We start from the raw sequence: 16,990 nt of genomic DNA on the forward strand, positions 1-16,990 counted from the left end.
ATAATTTACTATAAGAAATATCGAGCGAGGTGACCATTCTTGAAAATTGACCGTCTTATCGGAATTACAATGTATCTGCTGAACCGCAATGTCGTTACGGCAAAAGAGCTCTCCGAGCGGTTTGAGGTGTCGGTCCGGACGATTGTGCGCGATATAGACGCTCTCTCCATCGCCGGCATTCCTATATCATCATCGACAGGGGCGTCAGGAGGATATGAAATACTTGATACCTTCAAGTTGAATAAGCAGATTACCACGATGGAAGATTATCTTTTTATCATCACCGCACTCAAAGGCATGTGTTCGGCTTATGACAACAGCAAAATTAATACAACGCTGGAAAAGCTGTTGACCACAGGGCATTTCAATGATGAGGGACAACGTGTATTCATTGACTTCGGCGTTGTCAGGGAGGGTAGGACTATACCCGGATTTGTGCGTGAGATCGAAGAGGCAATCCATAATAAAAGCATAGTCGAGTTCGATTATACGGACAGCGCAGGACAGAAAAGCCATAGGACGGTTGAGCCGCTGGCGTTAAATTACCGGTGGTACGCCTGGTATCTGCTGGCATATTGCACCTGTAAGAACGATTACCGCTTTTTCAAGCTCAACCGCCTGACAGACTTGACTGTTACCGGCAGATCGATAAACAACGAACACGGAAATGTCCCGGAACTGCTGGAAAAGCAATGGAGCTTTGATACCCGCAGGCATATCCCTATGAAAATATTGTGTAAAGCGCAGGCACGGGTTCCCATCATGGAATACATGAAAGGAAAAATCATTGAAGAACGTGAGAACGGCGATTTCGTAATGGTGACGCACGGAATAGAACATGACCGGATGTGGCTCTCCATGCTCCTGGGGTTTGGTGATTCGGTCAAGGTGCTGGAACCACAGGAGATTATCGATATGCTCATAGAAAAAACATTTCAGATTCAGAATCTTTACAGAGATTAGTGACATACTGCTGTCGTTAATGGTCAGGTATAATAGGGGTATACAAATCAATCTATCAGGAGGAGACCCTATGAAGAAAAAAGCATTAGTAATCATTGACATTCAAAATGACATAACAAAGAATTACAAGGAAATAATAGACAATATAAACAGTTCTATAGACTGGGCAGCTAAAAATGGCATCCATGTTGTGTACATAAGACATGAAAACTTATCAGCTGGTACGAGGACTTTTAAACCCGGTACACGTGGAGCTGAATTAGCATCAGATCTGAACATGATGTCAGAAAATGTTTTCACGAAATACAAAGGAAATGCATTAAGCAGTGAAGCGTTCGCAGACTTTATCAATAACAATGAAATACGCGATTTCTACATAGCAGGTGCAGATGCCGCCGCATGTGTCAAATCGACCTGCTTCAACTTACGTAAAGCAAATTATGGTGTTACTGTTCTAGCGGATTGCATTACAAGTTATGATAAAAGGAAGATTGACGGAATGCTGCATTATTATGAAAGCAAAGGCTGCAGAATAATTAGCTTGGATACCCTTTTGAGTTCTGTCAATGCATAAGTTAAGTTCGAGTTGGGGACGGAGGTTTTTTAAAAGACCTCCGTCCCCAACTCGTTTTAACCTGTCCCCATCTCCTTATCATTGTCAGATAGATAATTCTCTCGGTTCGATTCCCTTATAAGCTATAGAATAGTCACAGCGGTAAGTCAGCCTGAGCCTTACGTTGTATTCCAGTATGGAATTTTTGCAAAGCTGGTGCGGTCTATGCGCAGAGCAGGTGTTCCGGCAGCTACGTCCAGGCAGGAGGCATCTTCCTTTGCAAGAGTTACAGCCGAGAATGTCTCGCTCACACGGTTCAGTGTTCCGCGCATCGATGGAATATACATGGGCAGCCTGGTTTTCCGCAAATTTGGCCCGCTCCTCTTCTGAGAGAGAGGCGGTAGGCACATAAGTTCTGTCCACCGCGATAGGAGTATCGTTGGTATACCGGATTCTTTTGAAATAGTACAGCTCATCATTTTCCGTAATCCTCAGCCGGTCCATTATACGCTCTGCCTCCGGCAGGTCCTTTACAAGAGCAGATGTCTGGGTGATATATTCTGATCTGCGCCCGTTTATCCTGTTTCATGGCGGCCCTTTTACAACGGCAGAAGATATGGATATCTGTCTTGACAGGGCGGCTGTCCACGGAGTGTTCAGCGGCTCGGCGGCAGAACGGATTCCGGTTGAGAGGACAGTCATGCACACGGTAGCAGAGGAAGGGGCCAGACAGCCCATCCGCTGCCTTTTCTGCTCAGGAAAGGTGCAGAACGGTTCATATGGAAGGGAGATACGATGGACAGAAAGATTGTGATAGGCAACTGGTAGATGAACAAGAGTATCACGCAGTCGGCCGAGTGTGCAAAAGTACTGCTTCACGGCCTATACGGACCGGATGCCGTGAACGACACGGATGAAATGGCAAACAAAAGGTCAGGCCCTGTGACATGGTCGTGCTCTATGAACCGGTGTGGGCACTTGGGACAGGGAGGGCCGCCGGAATAAGGACAGTATATGCCGGCAGCGTCCGTCCGGAGAATGCGGCCGCGTATGCGGCACTGCCACATGTGGACGGGGTGGCAGTCGGAACGGCAAGCCTGTACGCACAAAAGCTGGCGGCCATAATCCACGCCGTCGACAGGGCAGACTGACATGCCCGGCGGCTTAGGCAGCTGAAAGCCATGATTGTAAGATATAGCTAAAAGAATCGAAAAAATTTCAATGATGATGGAAAAATATTCTATGTTCTCCTAAAGCCATATAGGATAAGCTGTAAATATCAACAAAGAGCACTGTTAAAAGTGCGGGAAGAAAGGAGAATTGTATTATGAAAAGAAAAGCAGCTATGGTGGCAATGGCAGCACTGCTTGCAGTTTCACTGACAGCATGTGGTGGATCGGGAGGATCTGACAAGAAAGATTCATCATCAAAAGAGAGTTCAGGCGGAGAGGTGGCAAATAAAGATAAACCGCTCGTATGGTTTAACCGCCAGCCATCCAACAGTTCTACAGGAGAGCTGGATATGACGGCTTTGAATTTCAACAAAGATACCTATTATGTTGGATTTGATGCGAACCAGGGTGCTGAACTTCAGGGCACGATGATAAAAGACTACATCGAGAAGAACATCGATAAGATTGACCGTAACGGTGACGGAACGATTGGCTATGTCCTGGCTATCGGCGATATCGGACATAATGACTCCATCGCACGTACCAGAGGTGTCCGTAAAGCACTTGGAACAGGTGTTGAGAAAGACGGAGAAATCAACAGCGAGCCGGTCGGCACAAATGCAGATGGCTCTTCCGCTATCGTACAGGACGGAACGCTTGAAATTGGAGGAAAGTCATACAAAGTAAGAGAGTATGCTTCCCAGGAGATGAAGAATTCCGCAGGTGCTACATGGGATGCAGCGACAGCAGGAAACGCAATTGGCACATGGAGCTCTTCTTTCGGCGATGCAATAGATATCGTCGCTTCTAACAATGACGGTATGGGCATGTCCATGTTCAACGCTTGGTCCAAGGATAACAAGGTTCCGACATTCGGCTATGATGCTAACAGTGATGCAGTAGCGGCAATCGCAGAAGGCTACGGCGGAACGATCAGCCAGCATGCAGACGTACAGGCATATCTGACCCTTCGTGTCCTTCGCAACGCTCTTGACGGCGTAGACATCGACACAGGTATCGGAACAGCCGATGACGCGGGCAACGTCCTGACTGATGATGTATATACATATAATGAAGAAGAACGTTCCTACTATGCACTTAATGTTGCAGTTACAGCTGACAACTATCAGGACTTCACAGACTCTACCAAGCTCTATGAGCCTGTAGCAAATCAGCTGGACGAGAGCAAGAGCGCTACAAAGAAAGTATGGCTTAACATCTACAATGCATCTGATAACTTCTTGAGCTCTACATATCAGCCGCTTCTGCAGGGATATGACAAGCTTATGAACCTAGACGTCGAGTACATCGGCGGTGACGGACAGACAGAGTCCAACATTACAAACCGTCTTGGAAACCCGAACCAGTATGATGCATTCGCAATCAACATGGTTAAGACAGACAATGCTGCTTCCTACACATCATTACTTCAGTAGAAACAGACAGTTAATTAAAAAAACAGACGATTGGGGAGAAGGAATTCTCCCCGAAAGTTTATCTTGAAACTGCAGGGCAACACGATACTATCAATATACGTATACAGGACAGGAGTAAAATGATGGCAGATAAGAAAGATGACATAGTCTTATCGATACGCGGTATGAGCAAGTCCTTTGGCCGCAACAGAGTCCTGGATCATATCAGCTTAGATGTGAGGCGGGGAAGCGTCATGGGACTTATGGGTGAAAACGGCGCCGGTAAGTCAACGATGATGAAATGTCTTTTTGGCACTTATCAGAAAGACGAGGGAGATATCTTCCTTTGTGGAAAGGAAGTAAGCTTTTCCGGACCAAAAGATGCTCTTGAAAACGGCATCGCGATGGTTCATCAGGAATTGAACCAGTGTCTGGAAAGGAATGTAGTTGATAATTTGTTTCTTGGGAGATATCCAGTCAATTCGGCTGGTGTAATAGATGAGGGAAGAATGAAAAAGGAGGCGTCAGACCTCTTTCGGAAACTAGGCATGACAGTCAACCTCAGTCAGCCGATGCGCAATATGTCTGTGTCACAGAGGCAGATGTGTGAGATTGCCAAGGCGATCTCTTATAATTCAAAGGTCATAGTCCTTGATGAGCCGACGTCATCCCTGACCGTACAGGAAGTCGAAAAGCTCTTCGAGATGATGAAGATGTTAAAAGAACAGGGGATTGCCCTGATCTACATCTCTCATAAGATGGATGAGATCTTCAGAATCTGTGATGACGTATCCGTGCTTCGGGATGGAGATCTGGTCATGACAAAGAGTGCCAAAGATACAGATATGAATGAGCTGATCGCAGCGATGGTCGGACGTTCTCTGGAAAACAGGTTCCCTCCGGTCGACAATACGCCAAAGGAGCCGATCTTATCTATTCAGCATTTATCTACGAAGTTTGAGCCTCATTTGACTGACATCTCGTTTGATGTAAGAGAAGGAGAGATATTTGGACTGTACGGGCTCGTCGGAGCAGGCCGTACGGAACTTCTGGAGACGATCTTTGGTGTACGCACGAGGGCGGCTGGACGTGTCTATCTCAGGAACCGCATGATGAACTTTAACAGCGCCCGGGAAGCCATGGATCATGGGTTAGCCATGATTACGGAGGAACGGAAAGCGAACGGGCTTTTCATCAAGGCCGATCTGACATTCAATACGACGATTGCAAATCTGGACCAGTATAAGTCCGGGCTGGCGCTTTCCGACACAAAGATGATCAAGGCAACTTCCGATGAGATTAAAACGATGCATACGAAATGTATGGGGCCAAGCGATATGATTTCAAGCCTTTCCGGCGGCAATCAGCAGAAAGTCATTTTTGGGAAATGGCTGGAGCGCAGTCCACAGGTATTCATGATGGATGAACCTACCCGGGGAATCGATGTCGGCGCAAAATATGAAATCTATGAGCTGATAATTAAGATGGCCAAAGAGGGAAAGACGGTCATCGTCGTATCGTCTGAAATGCCGGAGATTCTGGGAATCACGAACCGCATTGGCGTGATGTCGAACGGACGCCTCTCCGGAATTGTCAATACAAAAGACACAGACCAGGAAGAGCTTTTGAGACTCAGTGCAAAATACCTATAACGAGGGAGATGGATGGATATGGCTAAAGGAAATAGTAAAGTTCTTACGGCTGAACAGGAATTACAGCTGCGTCAGCCGATCGAGGATTATGTCGGTAAGATACAGGCACAGATCGACGGCCTCAGAGTGGAAGGTACAGATAAGGTTATCTCTCTTCAAAACAGTATTGATGGGCTGAAGAGAGACCGTACCTTAACAAAAGGTGAGAAGGAAGACCGGATTGCAAAGCTTCGGACCGAACTGGAAAAAGCAAAAGAGGTAGAAGTAAGAAACAAAGATGAGATAGCCAAGCTGATTGCAGATGCAGAAGGTTACCTTAAGGCACATTTTGACAAAGAGTATTATCAGCCGGTCAAGGAAAGCTGCGAGCAGGAAAAAGAGCTTGTAAAGGAAAGATACCGGCAGAAAATTGCGGAACTGGAAAAAGAGCACCAGCAGAATCTGTCAAAACTTTCCGATCATCAGGAGATAAAAGATGAGAAGTACGTGTACAAGAACCTCCTGTTCGATGCCAAGATACAGATGCAGAAAGGGCTTCAGGAGGTAAAGGACAGAAGACATGCAGCTTATGCATATGAATATCATCTGATCGACCTTCTCCGTATGTCGAAGTTCACATTTATGGAGACGAGGGCGCAGAAATGGGAAAATTACAAGTATACATTCAACCGCAGGTCATTTTTACTGCAGAACGGACTGTATATTGCCATTATATTGATATTTATCATGTTGTGTATCATAACACCGATTATCAAACATTCACCGCTGCTTACATATAATAACGTATTAAATATACTGCAGCAGGCTTCGCCGAGGATGTTCCTTGCGCTGGGTGTTGCAGGGCTGATACTCCTTACAGGTACGGACCTGTCTATCGGACGTATGGTCGGCATGGGTATGACGACCGCTACGATAATTATGCATCAGGGAATCAACACGGGTGCCGTGTTCGGCCATATATTTGACTTTACAGAGATGCCTCTTGGCGTGAGAGTCATCTTAGCGCTCGTAGTGTGTATCGTGTTGTGTACGTTCTTCACGACAATTGCAGGCTTTTTTACTGCCAAATTCAAGATGCATCCTTTTATCTCGACGATGGCAAACATGCTTGTAATCTTCGGACTTGTTACATACGCAACGAAGGGAGTATCGTTCGGTGCGATTGAACCGACGATTCCGAATATGATCATACCGAAGGTGAACAGTTTCCCGACGATCATATTATGGGCAGTGGCAGCCATCGCGATCATATGGTTCATCTGGAATAAAACGACGTTTGGCAAGAACCTGTATGCAGTCGGCGGGAATCCGGAGGCGGCGGCAGTATCAGGCATATCGGTATTTGCTGTAACGGTAGGTGCCTTTGTACTGGCAGGAATCCTCTATGGATTCGGATCTTGGCTGGAATGTGCAAGAATGGTCGGTTCCGGTTCCGCAGCCTATGGACAGGGCTGGGAGATGGATGCCATCGCGGCCTGCGTTGTGGGCGGCGTATCCTTTACCGGCGGTATCGGCAAGATATCAGGCGTGGTAGTCGGCGTATGCATATTCACCGCCCTTACCTATTCTCTGACAATCCTTGGAATTGATACGAACCTTCAGTTTGTATTTTCCGGTATCATCATTCTGGTGGCAGTAACACTTGACTGTCTCAAATATGTCCAGAAAAAATAATCGGATAACGTTTCCGCAAGAGCCAGACATCGTTCTGGCTCTTTTCGCATAGCCCGGGGTTAAGAGTCCGCCGCTATTTACAGTTATATGTCTGTTTGGTATAATGAATGGAGTCACACATACACGCATACGGAGAAAAAGATGAACACATATACGGTGCTTTTGGTGGATGACGAGGAAGAAGTCATCCAGGTAATCATAAAGAAGATAAATTGGGAATGGCTCGGCTTTTCCGTAATCGGATATGCCAATAATGGGGTGAAGGCTCTTGAGATGGTGGAGGAATTCCAGCCGGATGTCGTTATGACGGATATCAAGATGCCCTATATGGATGGCCTGGAGCTGTGCAAACACATCAAGGCAGAGTGGCCCGCGACTAAGATCCTGCTCTTTACGGGCTTTGACGAATTTGAATATGCGAAAGAGGCGGTGCATCTGGAGGTCGAGGAATATGTGCTCAAACCGGTGAATTCTGTCGAGCTGACCAATGTATTCATACAGATGAAGACGAAGCTGAATCAGGAGATCAGTGAAAAACGGAACGTGGAGACGCTGCAGAAATATTATCTGGAGTCCCTGCCCCTTCTACAGGCGAACTTCTATTCCACGCTCATCGAGGGGAGAATCACAGAAGCAGAGCTTCCGAAATATCTCTCGGATTACCAGATTGCTTTTTCCGGGCCGTTCTTTGGCTGTCTTGTAATCTATACCTCGCCGAGCCACGTGCCGGAGCATATGAACCCCCTGCTGTTATCCACCGCTGTCCAGAAGCAGGCGGAGGAGTACCTGAGGAAGAAGTGGCAGGCAAAATGCATCTCTTATCTCGGGAATACGGTCCTGATCGTACAGCTGAAAGACGAAAAAGAGGCCTCAGAGCTGACGGATGAATGCGACAGGTTCTGCCGGTATGCCGAGCGTATCATCGGAGCGGTCGTCACGGTAGGAATCGGACGGGTCTGCGAGGATATCCTGGATCTGCCGCTGTCTTATGACAGTGCAAGAGAGGCCGTCTCGTACCGGGTGATATATGGGGCTCCCAAGGCTATTAATATAAAGGAGGTTGCTCCACGGGAGATCGGCAGATCTGGACCGATGAACGCTGGGAAGCTTTCGAACCTGTTTAAGGCAATCAGGCTCAGCCCGGCGCAGGAGATAACTGCAGCCGCGGCCGCGTATCTGGAACATCTATCCGTCTCCGCGAAATCCCTTCAGCAGTACCATATTGCGATTATGGAGCTGGTCAGCGGATTATACAAATTTGCAACGAATAATAATCTTGACGTGGAAGACTGCCTTGGCGATATGAGGAAGCTGTACAGCCGTCTCCTTGATCTGGAACCGGATGTGATGGGGACATGGCTCACTAAGATCAGCCTTTCTTTCAGGGACAGGCTGATCAGTGCCCGGAGCAGTTCCACGCAGTCATTCGTAAGCAAGGCAAAGGAGCATGTCCATAGCAACTATGCGGATGAAGAGCTTTCGCTGGACAGCATCTGTAAGATCCTGGGTGTATCAAATTCTTACTTTTCCACCATTTTCAAAAAGGAGACAGGGAATTCGTTCATCGGTTATCTGACAGAATATCGTATGGAACAGGCATCCCGACAGCTGATAGAGACAGATGAAAAGAATTACATTATCGCTAAGAATGTGGGCTATACGGATCCGAATTATTTTAGTTATGTATTTAAAAGACAGTTTGGCGTATCCCCGTCCAAATACAGAGTGGAGCATACGAAGAAGTGAAAGATAAATATTTCAGGCGTTTGAATAAAGTAAAGCCGAGAGAGATTCAGTCTACTATCATGATTGCATTTTCCCTGATTTCCCTCTCTCTGATGATGGTTCTTGGAATCGTCATGTACATCAGATTCTCCAACTTATCCAGGCAGGAGACGGTGCAAAGTACACAGAAGCTGATGGAACAGACCGGGGAAAATCTGGAGGATTATCTTGTCAGCATGAGGCAGATATCAGATGCTGCCTATTATAATGTCATAAAAGAAAATGATTTTGCGAGCCAGGACCAGGATATCCAGACCAAGATGAACCTTCTCTACGAGGCAAACAGGGACAACTTAAGGAGCATTGCAGTCTATAATAACCATGGGAGCCTGCGGATGGCGGAACCGGTCGCGGCACAGAAGGAAGATCCCGACGTGACAAGGCAGGACTGGTATAAGCAGGCGATGGATGAGATGGAGAATGTACATTTTTCCACCCCTCATATCCAGAATCTGTTTGATGACGGTACTTTCCGTTATTATTGGGTCATATCATTAAGCCGTGTCGTGGAGCTGACAGGCAATGGAGTCTCTCAGCTGGGCGTTCTGCTTGTAGATATGGATTATTCCAGCATTTCACGTATGATGAAACAGATCAATACGTTGAATACAGAACAATATTACTATCTGTGCGACAGCAGCGGGCAGATCATCTACCATCCGCGGCAGATACAGATCAGCGACGGGATATACAATGAAAACAGCAAGGCAGCCGCGGGCTACAAGGACGGCGTCTATGATGAGCGCTTTGAAGGGGAGTCCCGCAAGGTCGTGGTCAATACGATCAGCTATACCGGATGGAAGCTGGTGGGCGTAATCCCGAATGCCACGTTTACACACGGAACAATCAGTATCCGGTATTTTATCGCCATCCTCGTGCTCCTGATGGCCATGATGCTGGTGGTGATCAACCGTGTCGTTTCTGTCAGGATATCCAGCCCTATTTTAAAACTGGATGATTCGGTCAAAGGATATGAAGCAGGGGAAACACCGGAAATCTACATAGGCGGGTCGCTTGAAATCCGGCACCTCGGCCATTCGATACAGCGTTCGTATGAGCAGATCGACACGCTTATGAAGAAGATTGTCCTGGAACAGAATGAGCGGAGGAAGAGCGAGCTTGACGCGCTGCAGAGCCAGATCAATCCTCACTTTCTGTATAATACATTAGAGTCGATTGTCTGGATGGTGGAAGGGGAGCGGAACAATGAGGCGGTATTCATGCTTTCACAGCTGGCGAAGCTCTTCCGCATCAGCCTCTCCAAGGGTAGTACGGTAATCACCGTGAAGGATGAGCTGCAGCATGCGCAGAGCTATATGAACATACAGAAGATCCGTTACAAGAATACATTTTCCATATCATTTCATGTGGATCCGGCCATCTATGGATATTGTACGGTCAAGCTGATCTTGCAGCCGATACTCGAAAATGCAATCAACTATGGGGTCAGCGGCATGGATGACTGCGGGGAAATCACGGTGACCGGCAGGCTGGCGGGCGGCGATCTGATTCTTGCTGTGACAGACAATGGAATGGGGATGACCAGTGAGGAAGCGGAGCTGGTCCTGACAGACAGTGAGCGGGTTCACAAACATGGTTCCGGAGTCGGCCTTGTGAATGTCAACAACCGTATCCAGATCCTCTTTGGAAAAGAGTATGGCCTTGCCATCGAAAGCGAACCCGATGAGGGCACCACAGTATCCATTCGCCTTCCGGCAGTTCCGTATACAGAGGATAATAGAAAAGTTCTGGAACAGGGTCATATCTTCAGCATGGAAGAAATGAATGACGGGGAGAATGGCGATGAAGAATGACAAAAAAGTGTTTATTCTGATAGAAGCAGTTCTGGGGGCGATTGTTCTAGCAATGGCAATCTTTCTGCTATCGGAAAAATCAGAGCGAGATATGGATAAGGTCTCTGTCATCGTCCAGAATTCAGGTGACAATCAATGGGCGGCCTTTATCTATGGCCTGAAAATGGCAGCGGCAGACCAAAAGGTTGAACTGCTGGTCGTCAACACAGAAACGATGCTGACGGTGGAAGAGCAGAAAGGCCTCATAGACAGCGAGATCGAGAACGGGGCCGACGCAGTTATCGTCCAGCCCGTTCCGGGGCAGGACACGCAAGAGATGTTAAAAAGGGTCAGGAACAGGGTTCCTGTCATGCAGGCAGGATACGCGGCATCTGAGGAAAGGGACGCCTCTGTGCTCCCGACTACGGAACCGGATCATTATGCCATGGGTACAGCGCTGGCAGAGGAACTGCTCAAAGATTATAATGGGAACTTAGATGGAAAGACGATTGGGATTCTAACGGAGTCAGGGGACTCGGAGGCTTCGGCAAATCGGAAGCAGGGATTCATGGATGGAATCAAAGATACAGGTGCGAAGATCCGGTGGACGGCTGCACGTACATTTGAGGAAGACGGTGAAGTTTTGCTGGAGGACCAGCCTGAGGCGAATCTTGTAGTGGCACTTGATGATAACAGCCTGACAACAGCCGGGGAATGCTCTGCGGCCAATAATCTGCATGGGGCGATTGTGTATGGTATCGGGAATTCTACAGAAGCTGCTTATTATCTGGATGCAGGATACGTGGAATGTCTCGTGGTGCCGGATGAATTTAACGTAGGGTACCAGAGTCTGACGGTGATTGCAGAAAGCCTTGGAAATCGTCTCCGAAGATCCCGGGATATCACGGTCTCGTATACGGTCATCCGTAGCGACACACTGTTCTCAAAAGAAAATCAGGAAATTCTCTTTACCATGAGCCAGTAGGAAGAAAACCAGAGGTATATGAATGAAGATGAAAAGAATGTTGGCGGCAGGGATTGTATTGTGCATGAGTATCCGGCTGCTGTGTGCATGCGGCAGGGCGGAGCGGGATACGGCGGAGAAGGTGCAGGTCGGAGTCACATACTATGATCAGAGCGATACATTTTTGTGCGAGCTGCTCACTGATTTTAAAGAGCAGCTTAAAAAGTGCGAGCGGGACGGCCTCGAGACTTCGGTGATAATCCAGGACGCGGGCGGCTTACAGAAAACCCAGAATGACCAGGTAAAGGAACTGATCGATGCGGGCTGCAATGTTCTGTGCGTCAATCTGGTAGACAGGGCAGACCCTTCAGAAATTATCGATCTAGCAAGGGAATATGACGTGCCCATCATATTCTTTAACAGGGAACCGGTCGCGGAGGATATGATGCAGTGGGACAAGCTCTACTATGTTGGCGCATATGCAAGACAGTCCGGCCAGATGCAGGGCGAGCTGGCTGCCGATCTGATAAAGGCAGACAGCCGGATCGACCGCAATAAGGACGGTAAGATCCAATATGTGGTGCTGGAAGGAGAACCAGGCCACCAGGATGCAATCATAAGGACGGAGACAGCGGTCGAAAGCCTGAGAGAGAATGGCATTGTTCTTGAGAAAAAGGGCTACCAGATTGCCAACTGGAACCGGGCACAGGCGCAGAACCGTATGGAGCAGATGATCAGCCAGTATCGGAATGATATTGAACTTGTCCTGGCCAATAATGACGACATGGCGCTTGGAGCGCTTGATGCCTATAAGAAGCTGAACTATACGGAGACGAACCTGCCGGTGTTCTTCGGAATCGACGGGACGGATGTGGGATTAGAAGCAGTTGCCAGCAGGCGCCTGTCCGGGACGGTGTATAATGATAAGGAAGGACAGGCAAAAGCCATGGCAGAGCTGGCGGAGGCGCTTGTAACCGGAGGAGAGCCGGAAGAGATTGGACTTACGAATGAAAGATATTGCTACCTGCCATATTTTAAAGTGACGATAGATAACGTGGAAGAGTATCTTGAGAATAATACTCGTTAAAATAGTGCGGAAAGTTAGAGGAGGGCGGAACAGATGCAGAAAGAGGAAGAGCGTTTCAGGCAGCCAGAAGAAGAGCTGAAGGCGTCCAATGAAAAGATGCAGGACATCATTAACGCAATTCCCGGCGGTGTGGCAATCTATAAAGTTTCGGACAGATTTGAAACGGTGTATTTCTCTGATGGGGTGCCGGCATTGTCTGGCTATTCAGTGGAGGAATACAAAGAGCTCGTCAAAGGTGACGCCGCCGAGATGACCTATCGGGAAGACACGGAGATGGTAGTGTCAAAGGCACGGGAGGTCATAGGCTCACGCGGGATTGCCAGCATTGAATTCCGCAAGCTGCACAAGGACGGGCACATCGTATGGGGCAGGGCACAGGTCAAATGGATGGGAGAGGAAGATGGATATCCTCTGCTCCACTGTGTATTCCACAATATCTCAGAGATCAAGGAAGCGCAGCTGGAGATGAGGCATATCATCCATTCGATTCCGGGCGGCATCGCCAGCTACCAGGTAGTGTAGAACCGGTTTGTGCCAACCTTCTATTCCGATGGCGTGACGGAACTGTCGGGCCATACCCGAAAGGAGTACGAAGAGATTATCCGTGGGAATGCACTGAACATCATATACGAGCAGGACAGGGAGCGGGTGATGAAAGCTGCCGCAGAGGCCCTGTTAAGCGGCGAAGTCCTTGATGTGTCCTATCGAACGCGGCATAAGAACGGGAATCTCATATGGGTTCATCTCAATGGCAGGCGGATGGGTCCGCAGGCAGATGTTATACGGTTTTACGCCGTATTTACGGGTATGTCCGCAGAGACCCGTATATTTCAGGAAATGGTCAATGAGACGGCAGACGGCATCTATGTCATCGCAAAAGAGAATTACGAGCTGCTCTATGTCAATGAATCGAAAGATCTCTTCGCCGGCGGCAGGGACTGCCTTGGTGAGAAATGTTACAAAGCGCTTCACCACAGGGATGAGGTGAGCGGGTTCTGTACGCTTGGATGCCATGAACCGGACGGTGGGGAACATGAGATGGCGGTTCCGGGTACCGGGCGTTACTACAGCACACGTTTCCGGGAGACGGTCTGGAACGGGATACCGGCATATGTCAAATTTATCAGTGATATCACGCAGGAGGTTACGACCCGGAAAGAGAAAGAACGGCTGGAACAATATTTCCAGACGATCCTCAGCAATCTTCCCGGAGGCGTTGCCGTTGTCCACTATGAGAAAGACGGCAGTATGACGCCGGAATTCTTATCCGACGGCTTTGCGGCGATTACTGAGATGACGCCGGATGAGGCGTGGCGGCTGTATAAGGAGGACGCCATGGCAGGGGTCCATCCTGACGACAGGGAACATGTGACGGAACAGATGAATGAATATATTGCCAGCGAAGCCCGCAGCTGGAAGATCATATATCGTCTGAAGAAAGGAAGCGACGGCTATGTCTGGGTGAAGAACAATCTGTCCCTCATAGAGAATGAAGGGGGAGAAAGGCGTGTCTATGCCATGTACCAGGACATGACGAAAGAACGTGAGGAACAGGAGAAGCTGCGCCGGCAGTATCAGGATATGCTCATGCAGCATTATCATACGCACGGAGCGGATACGCTCGTACTCGGCCACTGCAATGTGACGCAGAACAGAATTCTGGAAATCAGCGATTATACAGGCTCAGGCCTGCTCGATACGTTTGGTACCGTGAGGGATGAGTTCTTCACCGGAATCGGCGGGTTCATCGTAGATGAGAAGGAACGGCGGCAGTTTTATGAAAGGTATCTGAACAAGCCTTCGCTGGAGGCGTACTCGCAGTGACGGACAGTACCCGCCAGACGGTTGCGGACCGTATCATGTACCAGCTTTCGTCTTCCGGTTATGACTTTATCGCAGATATAGATCTGGACGAGGATACTTATTCCATTCTGTCATATGGTGAAAATGGAAGCGGCATGCCTCCGGAAAAAGGATGCCATTCTGAATGGGTGGATGAGATGCTTGACACGAGGGTGGTTCCGAAAGACCGGGAACGGTTCCGAAAGAATCTGGATGCTGCAAATATACGGAGAAGGCTTGAAAGCAGGCAATCTTATACAATTGCCTATTCTGTGATTGAAAAGAAGGGTGATATCCGCACGAAGAACCTGACCGTGTCTGCCGCCGATCTGCGGATTGGCAGGGTATCCCTTTCCAGGACAGATATTATTGAGCCGGTCCGGGAACAGCAGGCGCTGCTGCGTGTCATCGCGTATACGTTTGAGCTTGCCGGATTTATCGATATCAGTTCCGGAAGCTTTACGATGTACACGAGAGATACGGTACTTAATAATCTGCAGCCTTACTTTATCGAAGATTACGATGCAGGGATCCGCAATTTTGTAAAGGATTATGGAACGGAAGAGAACAGGGGGGGAATATATCACAGCTTTCGGACGGAAACGATGAAGAGAAAGCTGGAGGAAGAACAGAATGGATACGACTTTTTATTTCCATACGTACGGGAAGGCGAAGAGCGGTATAAGCAGATCAATGTCATGTGGGGGGATATCAACCACAGTACAATCTGCCTCGTGCGGGCAGATGTGACAGATATGCTGGCTGCTGAGAGGAGGAATAAGAAGGCGCTGGAGAACGCCCTCGTACTTGCCGAAGAGGCGAACCGGGCTAAGAGCGACTTCCTGTCTGCTATGAGCCATGACATACGGACGCCGATGAACGCCATCATGGGGATGACGATGCTGGCAAAAGCCCATCTCGGAGAACAGAGCCGCGTGGCAGACTGTCTTGATAAGATTTCCATATCCTCCGGACATCTTTTGAGCCTGATAAATGATATTCTGGATATGAGCAAGATTGAAAGTGCGCAGATTACCATGAACAGTATGGCGATATTTCTTCCGGAGATGCTGGAGAGGCTTTCGGCCATCATCGCCCCCCCAGGCAAGGGAAGCCGGCCTCCGGTTCTAGATAGAGGCCGGGAACGTACGGAACAGCTATTTTTGCGGCGACGCTCTGCGTATCAACCAGATTCTCATCAACATACTGAGCAATGCGGTAAAATATACGCGTAAGGGCGGAAGCGTGGAGTTTCTTGTAGAAGAGGTTCCGCCCGTGATGTGTCCGGACGCGCTGCGTTACAGGTTTACCGTGAGCGATACAGGAGTCGGGATGTCCGAGGAATTTCTCATGCACATATTCGACCCGTTCGCCCGGAGCGACGGCACGGAGCGCATCGAGGGAACAGGGCTGGGACTGAGCATCACGAAAGGACTCGTGGACCTCATGGGGGGAGAGATCTGTGTGGACAGCCCACCGGGCAAAGGGAGCCGTTTCCAGGTGGAACTGGAATTCCAGCATGCTGATATGGATTCCGATGCTGTAGGAGCAGACAGAAAGGTGTCCGAAGCAGGTGAAGCAGATGCCCGCATATTTGTAGGGATGCATTTTCTCGTCGCGGAAGACAATGAGATCAATGCAGAGATACTGTGTGAGCTGCTGGCGATGTACGGTGCGGAAACAGTCGTCAAAGAGGACGGGCGGCAGGTGGTTCGGGCATTCCGGGACGCCGGACCGGATACATACGATGCAATCCTCATGGACATACAGATGCCTGAGATGAATGGTTATGAGGCTACACGTGCCATCCGTCGCATGGAACGTGAAGATGCAGCCGGAATCCCGATAATTGCTATGACTGCCAATGCGTTTGCAGAGGATGTAAAAGCGGCCGCAGATGCCGGTATGAATGCCCATGTGGCAAAACCGGTGGATGTGGATGTGCTGAGGAGGACGCTAAAAGAAGCAGTGGGGGTTAAGTGAAGTGGACGCCGGGGCGAAGCCGGCTGGAGGATGCTTCGGTGCGTCCGAGGCTCCGGCTAATCCTTGTCCTCATAACTTTGCGGCAGAGTCGCTGATGGCAGTTCCTT

The 16,990-nt window shown here is 48.8% G+C and carries 16 protein-coding genes; 15 read left to right on the forward strand and 1 reads right to left on the reverse strand.

What is annotated here, in order from left to right:
- Positions 1 to 39: 39 nt before the first annotated feature.
- Positions 40 to 963 (forward strand): helix-turn-helix transcriptional regulator, encoded by a 924-nt coding sequence (locus E1963_RS11265; protein ID WP_132278006.1) that lies wholly within the window; start codon positions 40 to 42, stop codon positions 961 to 963.
- Between the two features lie 70 nt (positions 964 to 1,033).
- Positions 1,034 to 1,537 carry a cysteine hydrolase family protein gene (locus tag E1963_RS11270; RefSeq protein WP_132278008.1) on the forward strand — a complete coding sequence of 168 codons (504 nt, stop codon included), beginning with the start codon at positions 1,034 to 1,036 and terminating at the stop codon, positions 1,535 to 1,537.
- An 84-nt stretch (positions 1,538 to 1,621) separates the two neighbouring features.
- Here the strand turns inward: E1963_RS11270 and E1963_RS23315 are convergent, their stop codons facing one another.
- Complete coding sequence (locus E1963_RS23315) at positions 1,622 to 2,095, reverse strand: UTRA domain-containing protein (RefSeq protein ID WP_315974339.1); 474 nt, start codon at positions 2,093 to 2,095, stop codon at positions 1,622 to 1,624.
- Here E1963_RS23315 and E1963_RS11280 point away from each other — a divergent pair.
- The 13 genes from E1963_RS11280 (at position 2,067) to E1963_RS20670 (ending at position 16,883) form a co-directional block, all read left to right on the forward strand.
- Entirely contained in the window at positions 2,067 to 2,330 is a 264-nt protein-coding gene (locus E1963_RS11280; protein ID WP_132278012.1) for a phosphoenolpyruvate hydrolase family protein, read from the forward strand. The genes E1963_RS23315 and E1963_RS11280 overlap by 29 nt on opposite strands.
- A 139-nt stretch (positions 2,331 to 2,469) precedes the next feature.
- Positions 2,470 to 2,667, forward strand: a complete 198-nt coding sequence (locus E1963_RS11285; protein ID WP_243117689.1) for a triose-phosphate isomerase — start codon at positions 2,470 to 2,472, stop codon at positions 2,665 to 2,667.
- A 176-nt stretch (positions 2,668 to 2,843) separates the two neighbouring features.
- Positions 2,844 to 4,124, forward strand: coding sequence for a substrate-binding domain-containing protein (locus E1963_RS11290; RefSeq protein ID WP_132278016.1), 1,281 nt, complete (start codon positions 2,844 to 2,846; stop codon positions 4,122 to 4,124).
- Between the two features lie 122 nt (positions 4,125 to 4,246).
- Positions 4,247 to 5,755, forward strand: a complete 1,509-nt coding sequence (locus E1963_RS11295) for a sugar ABC transporter ATP-binding protein (protein WP_132278018.1) — start codon at positions 4,247 to 4,249, stop codon at positions 5,753 to 5,755.
- A gap of 18 nt (positions 5,756 to 5,773) precedes the next feature.
- Positions 5,774 to 7,429 (forward strand): galactose/methyl galactoside ABC transporter permease MglC, encoded by a 1,656-nt coding sequence (locus E1963_RS11300; RefSeq protein WP_132278020.1) that lies wholly within the window; start codon positions 5,774 to 5,776, stop codon positions 7,427 to 7,429.
- A 141-nt stretch (positions 7,430 to 7,570) separates the two neighbouring features.
- On the forward strand, positions 7,571 to 9,175 hold the full coding sequence (locus tag E1963_RS11305) for a response regulator (RefSeq protein ID WP_132278022.1): 1,605 nt from the start codon (positions 7,571 to 7,573) through the stop codon (positions 9,173 to 9,175).
- The gene (locus E1963_RS11310; RefSeq protein WP_132278024.1) at positions 9,172 to 11,028 is read left to right on the forward strand and encodes a cache domain-containing sensor histidine kinase; all 1,857 of its coding nucleotides are present in this window, start codon (positions 9,172 to 9,174) and stop codon (positions 11,026 to 11,028) included. The genes E1963_RS11305 and E1963_RS11310 overlap by 4 nt, the downstream gene beginning before the upstream one ends.
- On the forward strand, positions 11,018 to 11,992 hold the full coding sequence (locus E1963_RS11315) for a sugar ABC transporter substrate-binding protein (protein WP_132278026.1): 975 nt from the start codon (positions 11,018 to 11,020) through the stop codon (positions 11,990 to 11,992). The genes E1963_RS11310 and E1963_RS11315 overlap by 11 nt, the downstream gene beginning before the upstream one ends.
- Positions 11,993 to 12,014: 22 nt before the next feature.
- Entirely contained in the window at positions 12,015 to 13,058 is a 1,044-nt protein-coding gene (locus tag E1963_RS11320) for a galactose ABC transporter substrate-binding protein (RefSeq protein ID WP_132278028.1), read from the forward strand.
- Between the two features lie 33 nt (positions 13,059 to 13,091).
- Entirely contained in the window at positions 13,092 to 13,580 is a 489-nt protein-coding gene (locus E1963_RS20655) for a PAS domain-containing protein (protein ID WP_243117690.1), read from the forward strand.
- Between the two features lie 9 nt (positions 13,581 to 13,589).
- Positions 13,590 to 14,882 carry a PAS domain-containing protein gene (locus E1963_RS20660; RefSeq protein WP_243117691.1) on the forward strand — a complete coding sequence of 431 codons (1,293 nt, stop codon included), beginning with the start codon at positions 13,590 to 13,592 and terminating at the stop codon, positions 14,880 to 14,882.
- The gene (locus E1963_RS20665; RefSeq protein WP_243117692.1) at positions 14,879 to 16,135 is read left to right on the forward strand and encodes a sensor histidine kinase; all 1,257 of its coding nucleotides are present in this window, start codon (positions 14,879 to 14,881) and stop codon (positions 16,133 to 16,135) included. The genes E1963_RS20660 and E1963_RS20665 overlap by 4 nt, the downstream gene beginning before the upstream one ends.
- Complete coding sequence (locus tag E1963_RS20670) at positions 16,107 to 16,883, forward strand: ATP-binding protein (RefSeq protein WP_243117697.1); 777 nt, start codon at positions 16,107 to 16,109, stop codon at positions 16,881 to 16,883. Before E1963_RS20665 ends, E1963_RS20670 begins: the two co-directional genes overlap by 29 nt.
- Positions 16,884 to 16,990: the final 107 nt, after the last annotated feature.

This window comes from Extibacter muris, from assembly GCF_004345005.1.
GTDB classification, from domain to species: domain Bacteria; phylum Bacillota; class Clostridia; order Lachnospirales; family Lachnospiraceae; genus Extibacter; species Extibacter muris.